Raw genomic sequence first — 16,644 nt, 5'->3', positions numbered from 1 at the left:
GACTGTCAACGATCGGTAAACCCTGTTCCGCATGGAGGCCCGCACGTGACCGAGCCCGCCGCCGAGGCAACGCCGAACGCATCGGCGCCCGTCACCCCGGCTCGTGACGCCCAGCTGCTCGAACGCACCGTGTTCGAGGTGAAGCGGGTCATCGTCGGCCAGGACCGGCTCGTCGAGCGGATGCTCGTGGGTCTGCTGGCCAAGGGCCATCTGCTGCTCGAAGGTGTGCCGGGCGTCGCGAAGACGCTCGCCGTCGAGACGTTCGCCCGCGTCGTGGGAGGTTCGTTCTCCCGCGTGCAGTTCACGCCCGACCTGGTGCCCGCCGACATCCTCGGCACCCGCATCTACCGCCAGTCCACCGAGACGTTCGACGTCGAGCTCGGTCCCGTCGTCGCGAACTTCGTGCTCGCCGACGAGATCAACCGCGCGCCCGCCAAGGTGCAGTCCGCGATGCTCGAGGTCATGGCCGAGCGGCACGTGTCCATCGGTGGCCGCACGTTCCCGATGCCGAACCCGTTCCTCGTGCTGGCGACGCAGAACCCGATCGAGAACGAGGGCGTGTACCCGCTGCCCGAGGCGCAGCGCGACCGCTTCCTGTTCAAGATCCAGGTCGAGTACCCGACCGCCGAGGAAGAGCGCGAGATCGTCTACCGGATGGGCGTCGAGGCGCCCACGCCGAGCCAGGTCCTCTCGCCCGAGGAACTGGTGCGCCTGCAGGGCGTCGCGTCCCGCGTCTTCGTCCACCACGCGCTCGTCGACTACGTGGTGCGCCTGGTGATCGCGACCCGCGCGCCCGGCGAGCACGGCCTCACCGACGTCGCCGGCTGGGTCGCCTACGGTGCCTCGCCGCGTGCGTCACTCGGCATCATCGCCGCCGCGCGTGGGCTCGCTCTGGTCCGTGGCCGTGACTACGTGCTGCCGCAGGACGTCGTGGACGTCGTCCCGGACGTGCTGCGCCACCGCTTGGTGCTCTCCTACGACGCGCTGGCCGACGGCGTGCCGATCGACCACATCATCACCCGCGTGCTCCAGATCGTGCCGCTGCCGCAGGTGTCGGCCCGTCCGCAGCAGCCGGTTCCGGCTGGTAGGCCGTGAGCAAGGACAAGGAAGAAGAGCGTCCGTCCTGGGCGCCGCCGGTGCTGCGCGGTGTCCGGATGGAAGCCGCGCTGCGCATGCTGGAGCTCGACGTCCGGCGCCGTCTCGACGGTCTGCTGCAGGGCAACCACCTCGGCCTCGTGCCGGGGCCGGGCACCGAACCGGGCGAGGCGCGCACCTACCAGCCCGGCGACGACGTGCGCCGGATGGACTGGGCGGTCACGGCCCGCACGACGATCCCGCACATCCGCGAAACGGTCGCCGACCGCGAGCTGGAGACGTGGATGGCGATCGACCTGTCGCCGTCGCTCGACTTCGGCACCGCCGCCTGCGAGAAGCGCGACCTGGCCATCGCCGCGACGGCCGCGGTCGCGCACCTGACGCGCGGCGGTGGCAACCGGATCGGCGCCGCGGTGTCGACGGGCGCGGAAAGCGTCCGCGTCCCGGCGCGCGGAGGCCTGGCGCACGCGCGCGGCATGATCCGCAAGATCGCCGAGATCGACCGGGCGCCCGAGGGCACCCGCGGCGACCTGGCCGAGCTGCTCGAACAACTGCGCCGGCCACCGCGCCGTCGTGGCCTGATCGTTGTGGTCTCCGACTTCCTCGGCGGCATGGAGTGGCAACGGCCGCTGCGGGCCCTGTCCGCGCGCCACGACATCGTGGCCATCGAGATCGTCGACCCGCGTGACGTCGACCTGCCCGACGTCGGCACCGTCGTGCTGTCCGACCCGGAGAGCGGGCGGCAGCGCGAGGTGACCGCGTCCGCGTTGCTGCGCAAGGAGTTCAACGCCGCAGCGGCGGAACACCGGGGCGAGGTGGCGGCCGGGCTGCGCCGCGCGGGCGCCGGGCACCTGGTGCTGCGGACCGACTCGGACTGGATCGCGGACACGGTTCGTTTCGTGGTGGCGCGCAAGCGCCGCTGGTCTGGGGGTGTCGCATGAGCTTCTCGAACTTCGTCGCCCCGTGGTGGTTCCTGCTGCTGCTCGCCGTCGGGCTGCTCGCCGCCGGATACGTGGTGGCGCAACGGATCCGCCGCAAGAGGGTGCTGCGGTTCACGAACCTGGAGCTGCTGGAGAAGGTCGCGCCCAAGCGGGAACGCTGGTCGCGGCACGTCCCGGCGGCGTTCCTGCTGGCCGCGCTCGCGTTGCTGACGGTCGCGCTGGCCGGTCCGACGTCCGAGCAGCGGGTCCCGCGCAACCGGGCGACCGTGATGCTGGTGGTCGACGTGTCGCTGTCGATGAAGGCCACGGACGTGAAGCCGTCCAGGCTGGAGGCCGCGCAGGTGGCCGCCAAGTCGTTCGCCGAAGGTCTCACGCCGGGCATCAACCTCGGCCTGATCTCGTTCGCCGGCTCCGCGACCGTGCTGGTCGCGCCGACCACCGACCGTCCCGCCGTGACGCAGTCGATCGACGGGCTCAAGCTCGCCCAGTCGACCGCGACCGGTGACGCGCTGGTGGCCGCGATGGCGTCGATCGACTCGTTCGGCAAGGTCGTCGGCGGCGCCGAGGGCCCTCCGCCCGCCCGCATCGTGCTGATGACGGACGGCAAGGAGACCGTGGGCACCCGCAAGGCGTTCGACGCGGCCGAGGACGCGAAGAAGGCCGGGATCCCGATCTCCACGATCTCGTTCGGCACCGAGGACGGCGTGGTCGACATCGAGGGCAGGCAGCAGTCCGTGCCCGTCGACGACGACTCGATGAAGGAGATCGCGAAGATCTCCGGCGGCGAGTTCTTCAAGGCCGCCTCGGCCGAGGAGCTGAAGCGCGTCTACGACACGCTCGGCGAGCAGATCGGGTACGAGAAGAAGCAGGCGGACGCGTCGAAGCCGTGGCTGTTGCTCGGCACGATGACGGCGATGTTCGCGGCCGCCGCCGCTCTGCTGCTGGGTCAGCGCCTGCCGTAGGTGAGCAGCACGACTCCGTTGCCGAACGCCCTGGTGCCCTTGAGCGCCAGGGCGTTCGGCTTGCGGAAGAACGGCGTGCCCGCGCCGATCGCGATCGGGTTGACGTAGAGCCGGATCTCGTCGACCAGGTCGTGTTCGAGGAACGTCTGCAGCAGCTCGTTCCCGCCGACCATGGTGTCGCCCGCGAGCGCGCGGATCTCGTCCGGATCGACCTCGGTGCGGGTCTCGGTGTTCCAGTCGGTGAACCGCTTCGTGCGCGAGTAGACGATCTTGCGCGTGTCGCGCCAGATCGGGGCGAAGTCGCGCATCGCCTGCGGCCACTCGGGGTGGTCCTCGGCGTGCGGCCACGCGGCGAGCATCAGCTCGTGGTTGCGGCGGCCGTCGACGAACGTGTCGAACTTCGCCAGTTCGGCGTTGATGTGGGAGTGCAACTCGTCGTTCATGTGGTGCCAGTCGATGTCGTGATCGGGGCCTTCGAAGAACCCGTCCAGCGAGACCGACGCCATCGTGCTGATCATCCGTGAAGCCTCCGGTATTCCGCTGCCGCACCAGGGTGCAACGGCACTTTGCCCGTGTCGATGAGACTGCGCACGTCGAGGTACTGGGTGCCGAGCGCCTGCTCCGGCACGAGCTCGGCGGCCCTGCCCACGAGCAGCCGCACGACGGCTCCGGCGAACGCGGCGCTCAGGTCGGGGCGGCACACCAGCAGGTTCGGCGTGCCGATCGTGGGCACGTCGGCGGGGGAGCCGTAGACGCCCATGCGCACGTCCACGCGTTCGTAGACCTTGCCGTAGTCCTGGCGCAGTCGCGGGAGGAACCCGTCGAGCGCGAGAAGCCTGATGCCGCTGGCCTTGTCGAGTTCCGGGGTGGGGACGCCGCCGGACCACAGCAGGGCGGCGATCTCCCCGGACTTCAGGGCGTCGACGGCGTTGCGCAACGGGTAGTGCCGCTCCTGCACGCCCAGCGCGAGCCTGGATCCCTGCAGGGCGGCGCCGGAGCCGTCCGCGCCCAGGGACACGGGTTTGCCGATGAGGTCGGCGGCGGTTCTGTACGGCGAATCCTTCAGCACCACGAGCTGCAGGTAGTTCTCGTAGACGCGGCCGAGCGCGACGAGGCCGGGTTCCAGGTGGGCGCTGTCGCTCAGGGACAGGCCTATGTCGGCTTTGCCCTCGCGGAGATGCCGGAGGTTGTCGGCGCTGCCGCCGGTCTGGATCGGGGTGATGGCGAACGGGCCGGGCGCGAGGCGCGAGATCAGGGCGGCGAAGTCGTTGTAGAAACCGCCGGGCTCACCACCGGCGATCCTGATCGTGCCGTCGGGCTCGCTCGTCCCGCACGCGGTGAGGGCGAGTGCTCCGAGGAGGAACGTCCGGCGCCTCACAGCAGCGGCTCCTTCGGCAGTTCGACCGTGGCCACCAGGCCGTTGTCCGTGTGCAGCTTCAGCTTTCCGTCGTGCGCGGTGACGATGCGTTCCGCGATCGCCAGGCCCAGGCCCGTGCCGCGCCGGGAGTCGTCGCCGCGCCAGAACCGTTCGGTGGCGTGCTTGATGTCCTTTTTGGACAAGCCCGGTCCGTTGTCCCGCACGGTCAGCGTGGCGCGGTCGCAGACGACGACGACCTCGGTGGCGCCGTACTTGATGGCGTTGTCCAGCAGCACGTCCAGCACCTGCGCGAGGTCCGACACCGCGCACCGCACGAGTCCGGGCGCGCGGTCGTCGACGGTGATCGTGACGCCCTCGGCCTGTGCCGCCGCCCGCCACGCGTCGACGCGGTCGTGCGCCACCACCTGCAGGTCGGCGAGCTCGGGTTCGACGCCGCCCGCGGCACGTTCGGTGGCGGTGCTCTCGGCGGAGGCCAGCGCCAGGAGACCGTCCAGCAGCGACTCCAGGCGTTCGACCTCGGTGAGCAGCGAGCCGTTGGACGGCAGCATGTCGACCCGGAGCCGGAGCGCCGCCATCGGGTTGCGCAGCTGGTGCGAGGCGTCGGCGATCAGGCGCCGTTGCTGGTCGGCGGCCTCGGCGACGGCGTCGGACATGCGGTTGAACGACTCCGACAACGCCCTGAGCTCGGCCGGTCCGGCGGTGTCGGCGACGTGTGTGCGCCGCTGCCCCTCCGCGACCGCCCGGACACCCCGGTCGAGTTCCTTGAGCGGCCTGATCAGCCAGCGGGACACGACCAGGGCCAGCAGGACGCACGCGCACGCCGCCAGCAACGCCCCCGCCAGCACCACCGCCCACCGCCGTGCCACGTCCAGCGCGGCCACCCGCGTCGAAGCCCGCAGCACCACGGCGCCCGCGACCTTCGTGCCGATGCCGACGGGCCGGGCGAACAGCACGTCGCCGCCGCTCCACGGCATCACGGTCGGCACGGGTTTCGCCGGCTGGTTGCGCAACGCGGCGTCGATCTGCGCCGACACGTCCCCGGCCGTCATGCCCGACTCGACGACCGGCGTGCCGGACGCGTCGACGACCACGATCTCCTCGTCGTAGACCTCGGCGTACCGCTCGGCCTCGGACACCACGACGTCGACGGGCAGCGTGGCGAAGCGGTCGAGGTCCGCGGTGCGGCTGATCACGAACTGCTGGGTGCGTTCGGAGGCCACGCTCATCAGCAACGGGAACGCGAACGCCGTGACGGCCGAGAGCGAGAACAGCAGCAGCACCAACAGAAGCCGTTGCCGCATCTATTCACCGAGCCGGTAGCCGAAACCGCGGATCGTGTGCAGCAGCCCCGGCCGGTCGAGCTTGGCGCGCAACTGCGTGAGGTGCACGTCGAGCGTCCGCGACACGGCCACGAACGCGTTGCCCCACACCTCGTCCATCAACTGCTGCCTGCTCACCGCCGTGCCCGGCCGGCGCGCCAGCACCGCGAGCACGTCGAACTCCTTGGTGGTCAACGAGATCTCGCGCCCGCCGACCACGACCTGACGGCTCTGCAGGTCGATCTCCACGTCGGACACCCGCACGAGCTCGTCCGGTTCCTGCGACCGCGCCGCGCTCCGGCGCGCCACCGCGTCGATCCGGGCGAGGAGTTCGGCCAGCCGCACCGGCTTGACCAGGTAGTCGTCCGCGCCGAGCCGGAGCCCTCGGACAACCGTGCGCTCATCACCCCGTGCCGTCAGCACGAGCACCGGCACCGGGTCGATCTTGCGGAGCTTGCGCAGCACCTCCAGGCCGTCCTGGTCGGGCAGCCCGAGGTCGAGCAGCACCACGTCCGCGTCCCGGTGGGCGATCAGCGCGTCAGCACCCCTGCGCACGCGGGTAGGCCGGTGCCCGTTCGCCCGCAGTGCCTCCACCAGGGCGTTCGCGACACCGTCGTCGTCTTCGACCAACAGCACCCGCATGGGAGCAGTATCGGTCATAACGCCCGTTGCCCGCGCATGTCGACGCGCTTAAGTGACTGTAAAGAAGTCTCCGCCCTTCCCTAGCAGCGCAGGTCGGTGGTGGCGTTCTCCCAGTAACCGCTCTCGACCGACTGGATCGAGCCCTTGGCGAACGTGCACACGCTCAGCGTGCTCGCGCCGGACGACCACACCTCGCGCTGGCCCTTCGAGCCGCTGACCTGGTCGCGGGCCGCCTGGCCCTCCTTGGTCCACACGCCCGTGTAGACGTAGAAGTCGCGCTTGTGCGACGAGAGCCACGAGTCCCACACGTAGGTGTAGGCCCAGTTCTTGTTGCAGCCCTTGAACTGCTTGACCGACGCGATGGTCGTCTTGCCCAGCTTGATGTAGCCCGTAGACCCGATCGGCGTCACGCCGGTCGTGCACTTCGGGTTGTACTCGGCCTGAGCCGTCCCCGTGAGCGTGACGGCGATGGCGGCGGCCGCGAGCACGGTGGCGGCAATCCTCTTCAGCATGTGCACCACCGTGGCCGGTACCGGTTAGTCAGCGGTAAATCACACCCAGCCGTGCCGCGAGCGCGCTGGCCAGGTGCACCGGCTCGCGTTCGGTGGTGTGGCGGATCTGCGTGCGGCAGCTGAAGCCGTCCGCGATCACCAGCGCGTCCTCGGCGTCCCGCAACGCCGGCAGCAGGTCCTGTTCGGCGCACGCGATCGAGACGTCGTAGTGGCCTCGTTCGAAGCCGAAGTTGCCGGCGAGGCCACAGCACCCCTCGACGACCTTCGGCCGCAGCCCGGCCTTCTCCATCGCCTCGCGGTCCGGCTCGAAACCCAGTTCGGCGTACTGGTGGCAGTGGGTTTGCACGACGGCCTCGCGGCTGCCCTCCACCTCGGGCAGCTTCGGGGCGACGTGCTCGGCGAACGTCCGGGTGGCCTTGGCCAGCGCTCGCACCGCCGGGTCGTCCGACAGTTTCGGAGCCTCCACGCGCAGGAACGCCGTGCAGCTCGGCTCCAGGCCGATCACCGGGACGCCCTGGCTCGTCCACGGCAGCAACGCCCGCGCGGTGCGTTCGACCACCCGGCGGGCTTTGGCGAGCTGGCCGGTCGAGTGCCACGTCAGTCCACAGCAGACGTTCGCGGACGGCACCTCGACCCGGTTGCCCAGGTGCGCCAGCACGGTCGCGGCGTCGAGGCCGACGCCGGGTTCGAAGAAGTTCGTGAACGTGTCGGGGAACAGCAGCACCGGATCGCCCTTGCCGAGCGGGTGGAGCTGGCGGACCAGGGTGGTGGTCTGGCGCGGCAGTTCGCGCTCCGGCGTGATGCCCGCGAACCGGCCTAGTTTCGCGGTGAATCTGTTGACCAGCCCGTACTTCAGCCACGTCGGCAGCCAGCCCATGGCGTAGTGCGCACGTGGCCTGATCCGGCCTTTGTAGTGCTCGTGCAGGAACTCGGCCTTGTAGCTCGCCATGTCGACGTCGACCGGGCAGTCGCGTTTGCAGCCCTTGCACCCCAGGCAGAGGTCGAGGGCTTCCGCCACCTCCGGAGACTTCCAGCCGCCCTTGACGACATCACCGTTGAGCATCTCGAACAGCAGGTGCGCACGGCCTCGCGTGGAGTGCTTTTCCTCTTTGGTGACGCGGTAACTCGGGCACATCACGCCGCCCTGGGTGTTCAGGCACTTGCCGACGCCGACGCATCGGCGCGTGTCGCTCGCGAACTCCGCCCTGGTCGGGATCTTCGGTGGCGCCACGAGGATCCGCAGGTCGTCGTCGAGCTTCAGCGGCTCCACGATCCGGCCCGGGTTGAGCAGGTTCCCCGGATCGAAGGCGCGCTTGAACTCACCGAACGCCCTGATCGCCGCGGGCGGGTACATCCGGCTGAGCAGCTCGGACCGCGCCTGGCCGTCACCGTGCTCGCCCGACAGGCTGCCGCCGTGGCTGACGACCAGGTCCGCGGCGTCCTGCAGGAACTCGCGGTAGCCGTGGGCCAGGTCGAAGTCGATGCGGACGTGCAGGCAACCCTCGCCGTAGTGGCCGTAGGTGATGCCGCGCCGTCCGTACCGGGTCAGCAGCTGGTCGAACTCGCGCAGGTAGGTGCCGAGACGCTCCGGCGGGACGGCCGCGTCCTCCCAGCCCGACCAGGCCTCGCTCCCGTCGGCCATGCGGGTGGCGAGACCGGCGCCGTCCTCGCGGATCCGCCACAGCGCCCGCTGCTGCGCGGGGTCGTGGATGATCATCGAGTTCTTGCTGATCCGCGCGACGCGTTCGGGGTGGTCCTCGACCTCGACGAACAGCCAGCTGCGGCCTTCTGGCAGGTCGGGGCGGGTCCGGACGCTGTGCACCAGCGCCTCGTTCAGACCCTCGATCGCGAGCGCGTCCTCGATGCCCATGACGCTGTCGGCGGCGTCGTAGGTGTCCGCGAAGCCGAGCACGACCAGAACGCGGCGTTCCGGCCTGCGCACCAGCTTCAGCTCGGCGCCCAGCAGGACCACGCACGTGCCCTCGGTGCCGACGAGTTGCTGCGTCAGTGTCGGTGCGTCCAGCGCGTACCCGCTGACCCGGCGGCTGAGCTGGGGGAACCACGCCGCGTCGTACGACGGCAGCGCGAGCTCGGGCGGGTTCGTCGTGTCGAACGTGCGGCCATCGGCGGTGAGGACGCTCAGGTTCGTGACGTTCTCACTGGTCTTGCCCCACCTCACCGAGTGCGCGCCGCACGCGTTGTTGCCGATCATCCCGCCGATGGTGCAGCGCGAGTGCGTGGACGGATCGGGGCCGAACAGGTAGTCGCCGGCGCTTGCGTTGATCCTGTCGAGCACCGCGCCGGGCTGGGCGAACGCCCGGTCGCCGGAGATCTCGAACGCGGTCAGGTAGCGGCTGAAGTCGATCACCAGGCCGGTGCCGCACGCGTTGCCCGCGATGGACGTTCCCGCGCCACGGCTGGTGATCGGCACGCGGTGCTCGGCTGCGATCCCGACGGCCGCCACCACCGCGTCCGTCGTACGTGGACGGACGACCACCCGTGGCACGTGCCGGTAGTTCGACGCGTCCGCGGAGTACAGGGCCCGGCTCGCCGGGTCGTCCAGGACGTCGCCGTCCACGTCACGTCGGAGCTGATCGAGAAAGGCCCGCATCACCCGATCATGCCTGGATGGATGTGACATGGCTCCGCCGATGCCGGACTACCTGCCGGTAGCCGATAGCCTCACCCGGTCAACCAGCAGCGATTCTCAGGAGAGCTAGTGAGTCGGTCCGTTCTGGTCACCGGAGGCAACCGCGGCATCGGCCTCGCGATCGCGCAGGCGTTCGCGGCGCAGGGCGACAAGGTCGCGGTGACGCACCGCGGGTCCGGCGCTCCCGAAGGTCTGCTCGGCGTGAAGTGCGACGTGACGAACTCGGAAGAGATCGACGCCGCGTTCACCGAGGTCGAGGCGGCACACGGTCCCGTCGAGGTGCTCGTCTGCAACGCGGGCATCACGCAGGACACGCTGCTGCTGCGCATGAGCGAGGAGCAGTTCACGTCGGTCGTCGACGCGAACCTCACCGGCGCGTTCCGCTTCGCCCAGCGCGCGTCCCGCGGCATGCTGCGCAAGAAGTTCGGCCGCATCGTCTTCATCTCGTCGGTCGTGGGCCTGACCGGTGGCGCCGGCCAGGTGAACTACGCCGCGTCCAAGGCGGGCATGGTCGGCATGGCGCGGTCGATCGCGCTGGAGCTCGGCTCGCGCAACATCACCGCGAACGTCGTCTCGCCCGGCTTCATCACCACGGACATGACGAACGAGCTGCCCGAGGCCGTTCGCGAAGCCGCTCTGAAGCAGATCCCGGCCGGCCGGTACGGCGCGGCCGACGAGATCGCGCGCGCCGTCACGTTCCTCGCGGCCAACGAGTCCGGCTACGTCAACGGTGCCGTGCTGCCGGTCGACGGCGGCCTCGGCATGGGCCACTGAGCTCTCTCCACCACTGGTTTCCCGTACTGCGAAAGGGTTGGATCAAGTGACCGGACTGCTCGAGGGCAAGCGACTGCTGATCACCGGTGTGATCACCGACGCGTCGATCGCCTTCCACGTCGCACGCGTCGCCCAGGAACAGGGCGCCGAGGTCGTGCTGACCGGGTTCGGCCGGATGAGCCTCGTGACGCGCATCGCCCAGCGCCTGCCCAAGCCCGCGCCCGTCGTCGAGCTCGACGTGCAGAACCAGGAACACCTCGACACCCTCGCCGACCGCGTGCGTGAGCACGTCGACGGCCTCGACGGCGTCGTGCACGCCATCGGCTTCGCCCCGCAGAGCTGCCTCGGCGCCCCGTTCATGGACGCGCCGTGGGAGGACGTCTCCGTGGCGATGCACGTCTCCGCGTACTCGTACAAGGCGCTCGTGCAGGCCACCCGCCCGTTGCTGACGCACGGCTCGTCGGTCGTAGGCCTCGACTTCGACGCCCGCCAGGCGTGGCCCGCCTACAACTGGATGGGCGCGGCGAAGGCGGCGTTCGAGTCGATCAACCGCTACATGGCGCGCGACCTCGGCCCGGACGGCATCCGCGTGAACCTGATCTCCGCCGGCCCGGTCCGCACCATGGCCGCGAAGTCCATCCCGGGCTTCGGCGAGCTGGAGAAGATGTGGGGCGAGAAGGCTCCGCTGAGCTGGGACGTCGACGACCCCACGCCCGTCGCGAAGTCCGTCTGCGGCCTGCTGTCCGACTGGTTCCCGGCCACCACGGGCTCGATGGTGTTCGTCGACGGCGGCGTGCACTTCCTGGGTCTCTGACGTCACATCCGTTCGTCATGTGAGGAGATCGGACGTCTGATTGGATGGAGCGGTGAGTTTCGACGCGCTGCTCTGGCTGTCTTTCGGCGGCCCAGAAGGTCCTGAGGACGTCCGACCCTTCCTGGAGAACGTGGTACGCGGACGCGGCGTGCCGCCTGAACGGCTGGACGAGGTCGAAGCTCACTACCAGCACTTCGGCGGCGTGTCACCGATCAACCGCCTGAACCTGGAAGCCATCGAGGCCGTGAAGGCCCGTGGCTTCGAGCTGCCGATCTACTTCGGCAACCGCAACTGGCACCCGATGGCCGAGGACGTCGTCGCGCAGATGAAGGCCGACGGCGTTTCGAGGGCTTTGGTGTTCCCGACGAGCGCGTACGGCGGCTACTCCGCTTGCCGCCAGTACGACGAGGACATCGTGCGTGCCCTGCAGGCCGTGCCCGATGGTCCTGAGTTGGTGAAGCTGCGCCAGTTCTTCGACCACCCGCTGTTCGTGTCCGCTTTCGCTGACGGTGTGCGTGCTGCGGCCGCTTCTCTCAGTGGTGCGTACCGGCTCGTGTTCACCGCGCACTCGGTGCCGGTGTCCGCGGACAAGGCCGCAGGGCCGCCCTCAGAGGGTGGTTACCGCTACTCGCGCCAGGTCGTCGAGGCCTCGCGCCTGGTCGCCGCTGAGGTGGGCGTGACCGAGTACGACGTCGTGTGGCAGTCACGGTCCGGGCCGCCGCAGATCCCGTGGCTCGAGCCGGACGTCGTCGACCACATCGATGCCTTGCACGCCAAGGGTGTCACCGGTGTCGTCGTGTGCCCGATCGGGTTCGTGTCCGACCACCTCGAAGTGGTGTGGGACCTCGACACCGAGGCTCGTGACCGTGCTCTGGAGCTCGGGATGGAGTTCGCTCGTGCCGCGACGCCCAACGGGGATCCTCGCTTCGCCGAGCTCGTGACCGAGTTGGTGGCTGAGCACACTTCCGGTGCGCCCGTGCGGAAGTTGTCGTCGTTCGTGGTGGCCGGGTGCACCGTGAACGGGGCGCCTTGCGCGCCGTTGTGCTGCGAGCCGGCCAAGAGGCCGGCCCGCACCTCCTGACGGTCAGGACCCCGCGGTCGCGGGCAGGAGCCGTGTCCTGCCCTCGTCCGCGGCCAGGAGCGCTGCCGCACAGGCCTTCACCGCGGTCTCCATACCGTGCAGGCGTTCCCGGCAGTCGTGCCACGCCAGCTCGGACCGGTGCTCGAGGTAGTAGACCGAGATGGGAAGCAGCCTCGACGAGAACTGCCGCAGGGCGCCGACGTCCTCCTCGCTGATGAGCACCCTGGCCCGGGCGCAGGAGGAGATGAAGTGGAACAGGCCGTAGCTCGGCGGGACACCGGTGAGGTCCAGGTCCACGTCACCGGGCTGCCCCCGCAGGAACTCGCACTCCTGCGCGGAGATGCCGTCCGCCACCTTTTCCTTGGACAGCACCGATTCCTTCACGTCGTTGCTGCCGAACATCTGTTTCAGGTACATCAGCGGGATCAAGCGCAGCTGAGCGTCCTGCAGGCCGATCACCGCCCGGCCCATGCCGTCGAGGGTCGACTTGGTGCCGTCGAGGACGATGGCCGAGCTGTGGTGGTGCCAGTCGGCGGTGCGCGCGGCGTAGTTCGCCACGACATCGTTGTGGTCCGTTGTCGACGTGTACGCGGAATCGGTGTGGACGAGGTCGACGACCAACGGGTCCCCGTGGATCTCCTGTGCGGCGACGAGCCCGCGCAGGACCTCGTCCCACTGAGGGTCCTGGACGTCGTTCAGGTCGCCGAAGACGACGATCCTGTCGGTTCCCGGTGAGACGGCCTTCGGCTGGTTGAGGGCGATCTGGGCGAGCAGAGGGCGGCCGGCCAGCAGGTGCCACCTGTCCGGCGGGACGTGCGTGAAGCACACGTCGGTGCCGGACCCGCGCGAGCGGACCGTGCGCTCGTCCACATCGGGCCACCCCGTCGCCGGGCAACCCGACGGTGCGGCGGCCCAGGTCACCGCCGTCACCGCCGTGAGCAGCACCACGACGACCGCCGCCACCGCGCCCCTGGGCACCCGCCGTGCGGGGGCGGTCCGGGCCGTCGTCATCACCAGGCGTTCCTGCAGCCGGACGTGCCAGAACTGGTAGCCGTTGCCGGCGACGCGCAACAGACCGCGTTCCCGTGCCTCGGAAAGGAACCGCATCAGGCGCCACGGCAGTCGTCCGGTGATCGCGAGTGCCGTCCGTGCCACCAGGAAACGCGTCCAGGCTCGGGTGACGAGCACTGCGGCCGCGAACAACACGAGGATCAGCACGCTGCAGATGACCATCGTGGGGATGTGTTCCTCAGCCACGGGCCACGGCACGTGCGTCCCCCACGGCGGAAGGTCCAGGTGCAGGATCACGGGGAAATCGGACCCCTGGAACCGCTCGCCGAGATAACCGCCGACCGCGGCGGCGAACGTGCAGGTGACGACCGTCAGCGCACCGACGAGGACGCCCGTCACCGCGGCCGAGGAGAAGGCCGACCGCCGGTCCTGCCGCAGGAGTTCGTCGGGGCCTGTCCTGGTGACGCGACTGGTCCGCGCCGCGAGCACCTCGTGCAGGCCGACCCCGAGCGCGGTGATGAGCGACAGCGCGAGCAACGCGCCGAGGTGCGCCGCCATCTGCGTGGTGTCCGTCAACGGCGTGCTGAGCAACAGCATCGGCAGACCGGGCACCAGGACCAGCGCGGCTCCGGTGAGGGCGCCTCTGCCGAACCCCCGCACGCCGGGGACCGCGTCCACCGCCGCGGGTGTGCGGCCGCCGACGGCCAGCCACGCCGTCGTGATCACCACGCCGAACACGGCCGCGATCGGCGCGGCGTCGATCATCGAGCCGGCCGGGAGGACCAGTGCCGCGACGACGGACGCGATCGCGCCCGCCAGCAGGCCGAGCACGGGCGCGATCCACGGTGACAGCGTGCGCTGGGCGAGCTGCCACCAGCGGAAGTCGCGGTCGCCGTGGCGGTGCAGGAGACCGGCGAGGTGCGAGAGCCAGTGGAGCTGCTTCTCGTCGGGGTAGAGCGTGTCGACCATGAGGTCGACGAGGTGGTCCTCGACGGCATGCCTGCTCGCGAACCTGGTGGTGTCGAGCAGTTCGAGCGGAGAGCGCGACTCGTAGGCGGCCGTGAACACCGACAGCATCAGCGGCGTGCTCAGCGCGGCGGCGACGGGGCCGTCGGGCTGGTCGCGGACGTGCTCGGCGATGGCGGGCCAGGTCGACAGGTGTGCGGAGGCGTGGGCCGCGGTGACCGGGCTGATGCGGACGACCGGGGCGCGCAGCAGCGTCGGGGCGCCGCCTGCGATCAGGTCCTCGTACTCGGTGACGCGGCAGGTGAGCACGATGGGGCGATCGCCCTCCAGGACGTGGTTGAGACGGTTCACCGCCCGGCGGCGGGCGTGGTCGGGGAGTTCGTCGAGGCCGTCGAGCACGGGCAGGAGCAGGCGGTGGGCCAGGAGTGTGCGCACGACCTGTTCGCGGCCGTTGTAGTGGGTGGCGGCGAGGGTGCGGACGAGCCAGTCGTCGAGGCCGTCGGCCACCGGGTCCCAGGAGGACAGTGACATGAAGACGGGGACCGGGGCGCCGGACCGGCGGCGGCGCAGCAGGCCCACGGTGAGCAGGACGCCGAGGAACGTCTTGCCGGAGCCCGGTTCGCCGATCACGACCAGGCGTCGGCACGGGAGCCGGTCGAAGGCGTCGGCCAGCTCGGCGGACGCGGTGTCCGGGTTGCCGTCGAGCCGGCCGTGAGGGCGCAGGCGCACGCGGCCGATGGCGGTGCCGGTCCAGGTGAGCGGGATCAGGCGTGGTGAGCCGAAGCGTTCGCGGCGGTGCCGGACCTCCGGTTCCCACTGCTCGAGGAGTTCCACGGCCAGGGCGTCGGCTTCCTCGCCGGCCGGTCTGGGGCGTTGCTCGCGGGAGAGGTACAGGACGATGCCGGTGAAGGCTGTGCCGATCGCCACCAGCGCGGCGGCGATGCTGCCGTAGGCATCACTGTCTTGCAGTTCGCTGAGAGAAAGGACGAGCACGACGACGACCGTTACGGCCAAGCCTGCCGTGATCACCCACTTGCGGAGTGCCACGCGGGCAGCTTTTCAGCGCGGCCGGGTCGTCCGGGGATGTTTGGCCACGGATGACCCGACCGTGTGACGTGTCAGTGGCGGCCGGCGCCGCTGTCCGCGAGGACGCGCACGGCCTCGTCCACTGCTGCGCAGCGTGCGCGGCGCACGGCTTCGGAGACCGGTCGCAGCGCTTCGGTGCGGGCGGTCATCGCGGAGGCCGAGAGGGCGCCGCCGGGAGCGTCGGAGCTGGCCACCGTGACGATCGCGGCCACCTCGGCTGCCCGCTGCAGCACGCGCAGCGAGCGGGGCGGCATCGCGTCGGGCCACGGGAGGGTGGAGTTCTCGGCCGCTAGGTCGGCGATTTCCTTGCGGACGTTCGGGCGGTGTTTGGCCACGTCGAGGGTGGCCAGGGCCGCCGTCGCCTCGCGCAGGGCCGCGCCCAGGCCGTGTTCCGCCTCGCCGATCGGGATGTGCTCCAGGCCGTTGGACGACGGCAGGTCGAACACCGTCCAGCGCATCACGCCGTCGGCCACGATCTTCGGCACCAGCCCGATGTGCACGGACGGGACGACGAGCGCCTCGCCGGAGCGCAGCGCGCACGTCGCGAGGGTGCCTTTGCCTCCCAGGCCCCGTACGTCGCCCGGTACTGGTAGCACCAGCCGGGCGGAGGTCGCGCCCGCGCGCCGCAGGGCGGCCAGCAGCAGGGCGGGGCCCACCGGGGCTTCGTCGGGACCGGGGAGGTCGAGCGCCGTGGCGGTGCCGTCGTCGTCGGCCACCACCTCGTGCTGCTCGGCCCACAGGTGCAGGGCGTCGAGGACGTCGTCGGCGGCGGCTAGACCGTGCAGCCAGCCCGACGTCCACACGACCAGCGTGGCACTCGCACAGGACACCCGAAGAGATTACGTTGCCGGGCCCCGGGAGCCCCACCCGGTGTGCCCGATCCGAGACAGCTACTTCGCCGGACCGATGTGCTGCTCGAGCAACGACCGGAACGACGTCACGTCCTCATCGGAGGCGAAGGCCCGGTGCGGTACGGAAAACGACGCCGCGCCCTCGTCCAGCGTCTCCAGGACGAAGCCCTGCCGCGTCTCGGTCCAGCCCGGCAGGTCCTCCCAGACGATCTCCTCGCGGACCGCGTTGCCCACGGCCAGCCGGAACGACCGGGCGTCGGCGCTGCCCATCACGGTCCGGCTGATCATCTCGTCGGACGAGAAGCGCCACCACACCGCGATCGGCTCCATGAGGCCGATGACCAGCGCGCACGCCAGGCCGAAGAGCGCCACGACAAGGGTGTCCTCGAAGCCGAGGAGCAGCACGAGCGAGAACACCCCGAACACGAGCGCGAACCACGGCGCCCACTTGAACATCGGCACCATCGCGCGCAGGCTGGCCCGCCAGTCCGCGGGTGACGGGGCCCATCTGAAGTCAACACAGTTGCTCATAACGCCTCGCATTGTGCTGCACGATGGCCCC

15 protein-coding genes are annotated in these 16,644 nt (G+C 70.4%); 6 read left to right on the top strand and 9 right to left on the bottom strand.

Annotated features, from left to right (window positions below):
• The first annotated feature begins 45 nt into the window (after positions 1–45).
• Genes PV646_RS31525 through PV646_RS31515 form a run of 3 tightly spaced genes read left to right on the top strand, consistent with a single transcriptional unit; the run spans position 46 to position 2,998 of the window.
• Entirely contained in the window at positions 46–1,095 is a 1,050-nt protein-coding gene (locus tag PV646_RS31525) for an AAA family ATPase (RefSeq protein WP_030481847.1), read from the top strand.
• Complete coding sequence (locus PV646_RS31520; RefSeq protein WP_500345943.1) at positions 1,092–2,036, top strand: DUF58 domain-containing protein; 945 nt, start codon at positions 1,092–1,094, stop codon at positions 2,034–2,036. Before PV646_RS31525 ends, PV646_RS31520 begins: the two co-directional genes overlap by 4 nt.
• Positions 2,033–2,998, top strand: coding sequence for a VWA domain-containing protein (locus PV646_RS31515; RefSeq protein WP_500345942.1), 966 nt, complete (start codon positions 2,033–2,035; stop codon positions 2,996–2,998). Before PV646_RS31520 ends, PV646_RS31515 begins: the two co-directional genes overlap by 4 nt.
• On the opposite strand, the gene PV646_RS31510 is transcribed toward PV646_RS31515, so the two are convergent.
• The 6 genes from PV646_RS31510 to PV646_RS31485 form a co-directional block, all read right to left on the bottom strand.
• On the bottom strand, positions 2,983–3,516 hold the full coding sequence (locus tag PV646_RS31510) for a dihydrofolate reductase family protein (RefSeq protein ID WP_500345941.1): 534 nt from the start codon (positions 3,514–3,516) through the stop codon (positions 2,983–2,985). The genes PV646_RS31515 and PV646_RS31510 overlap by 16 nt on opposite strands.
• A complete protein-coding gene (locus PV646_RS31505) occupies positions 3,513–4,376 on the bottom strand; it encodes a TAXI family TRAP transporter solute-binding subunit (protein ID WP_500345940.1) in 864 nt (287 codons plus the stop codon). The genes PV646_RS31510 and PV646_RS31505 overlap by 4 nt, the downstream gene beginning before the upstream one ends.
• Complete coding sequence (locus PV646_RS31500) at positions 4,373–5,677, bottom strand: sensor histidine kinase (protein ID WP_500345939.1); 1,305 nt, start codon at positions 5,675–5,677, stop codon at positions 4,373–4,375. Before PV646_RS31500 ends, PV646_RS31505 begins: the two co-directional genes overlap by 4 nt.
• Positions 5,678–6,337, bottom strand: a complete 660-nt coding sequence (locus PV646_RS31495; protein WP_452251086.1) for a response regulator transcription factor — start codon at positions 6,335–6,337, stop codon at positions 5,678–5,680.
• A gap of 80 nt (positions 6,338–6,417) precedes the next feature.
• Complete coding sequence (locus PV646_RS31490; RefSeq protein ID WP_500345938.1) at positions 6,418–6,849, bottom strand: hypothetical protein; 432 nt, start codon at positions 6,847–6,849, stop codon at positions 6,418–6,420.
• 28 nt (positions 6,850–6,877) lie between these two features.
• Positions 6,878–9,460 (bottom strand): FAD-binding and (Fe-S)-binding domain-containing protein, encoded by a 2,583-nt coding sequence (locus tag PV646_RS31485; RefSeq protein WP_500345937.1) that lies wholly within the window; start codon positions 9,458–9,460, stop codon positions 6,878–6,880.
• Positions 9,461–9,568: 108 nt separating this feature from the next.
• Here PV646_RS31485 and fabG point away from each other — a divergent pair, with 108 nt between their 5' ends.
• The 3 genes from fabG to PV646_RS31470 are packed head-to-tail and all read left to right on the top strand — an operon-like array spanning position 9,569 to position 12,168.
• Entirely contained in the window at positions 9,569–10,273 is a 705-nt protein-coding gene (gene fabG, locus PV646_RS31480) for a beta-ketoacyl-ACP reductase (protein ID WP_189156737.1), read from the top strand.
• Positions 10,274–10,319: 46 nt separating this feature from the next.
• Positions 10,320–11,087 (top strand): enoyl-ACP reductase FabI, encoded by a 768-nt coding sequence (fabI, locus tag PV646_RS31475; protein WP_189156736.1) that lies wholly within the window; start codon positions 10,320–10,322, stop codon positions 11,085–11,087.
• Positions 11,088–11,139: 52 nt separating this feature from the next.
• On the top strand, positions 11,140–12,168 hold the full coding sequence (locus PV646_RS31470) for a ferrochelatase (protein ID WP_500345936.1): 1,029 nt from the start codon (positions 11,140–11,142) through the stop codon (positions 12,166–12,168).
• Positions 12,169–12,171: 3 nt separating this feature from the next.
• Here the strand turns inward: PV646_RS31470 and PV646_RS31465 are convergent, their stop codons facing one another.
• The 3 genes from PV646_RS31465 to PV646_RS31455 all read right to left on the bottom strand — a co-directional run bounded on the left by PV646_RS31465 (position 12,172) and on the right by PV646_RS31455 (position 16,613).
• Positions 12,172–15,192, bottom strand: coding sequence for an NACHT domain-containing protein (locus PV646_RS31465; RefSeq protein ID WP_500345935.1), 3,021 nt, complete (start codon positions 15,190–15,192; stop codon positions 12,172–12,174).
• Between the two features lie 71 nt (positions 15,193–15,263).
• Complete coding sequence (locus PV646_RS31460) at positions 15,264–16,061, bottom strand: Rv1486c family protein (protein ID WP_500345934.1); 798 nt, start codon at positions 16,059–16,061, stop codon at positions 15,264–15,266.
• A 60-nt stretch (positions 16,062–16,121) separates the two neighbouring features.
• Positions 16,122–16,613 (bottom strand): hypothetical protein, encoded by a 492-nt coding sequence (locus PV646_RS31455; RefSeq protein ID WP_500345933.1) that lies wholly within the window; start codon positions 16,611–16,613, stop codon positions 16,122–16,124.
• Between the last annotated feature and the right edge of the window lie 31 nt (positions 16,614–16,644).

The organism is Streptomyces sp. ID05-26A (assembly GCF_033794685.1).
Classification (GTDB): Bacteria; Actinomycetota; Actinomycetes; order Mycobacteriales; family Pseudonocardiaceae; genus Lentzea.
The sequence above is the reverse complement of the archived record's forward strand: the minus strand, read 5'-3'. Positions and strand labels throughout refer to the sequence as shown.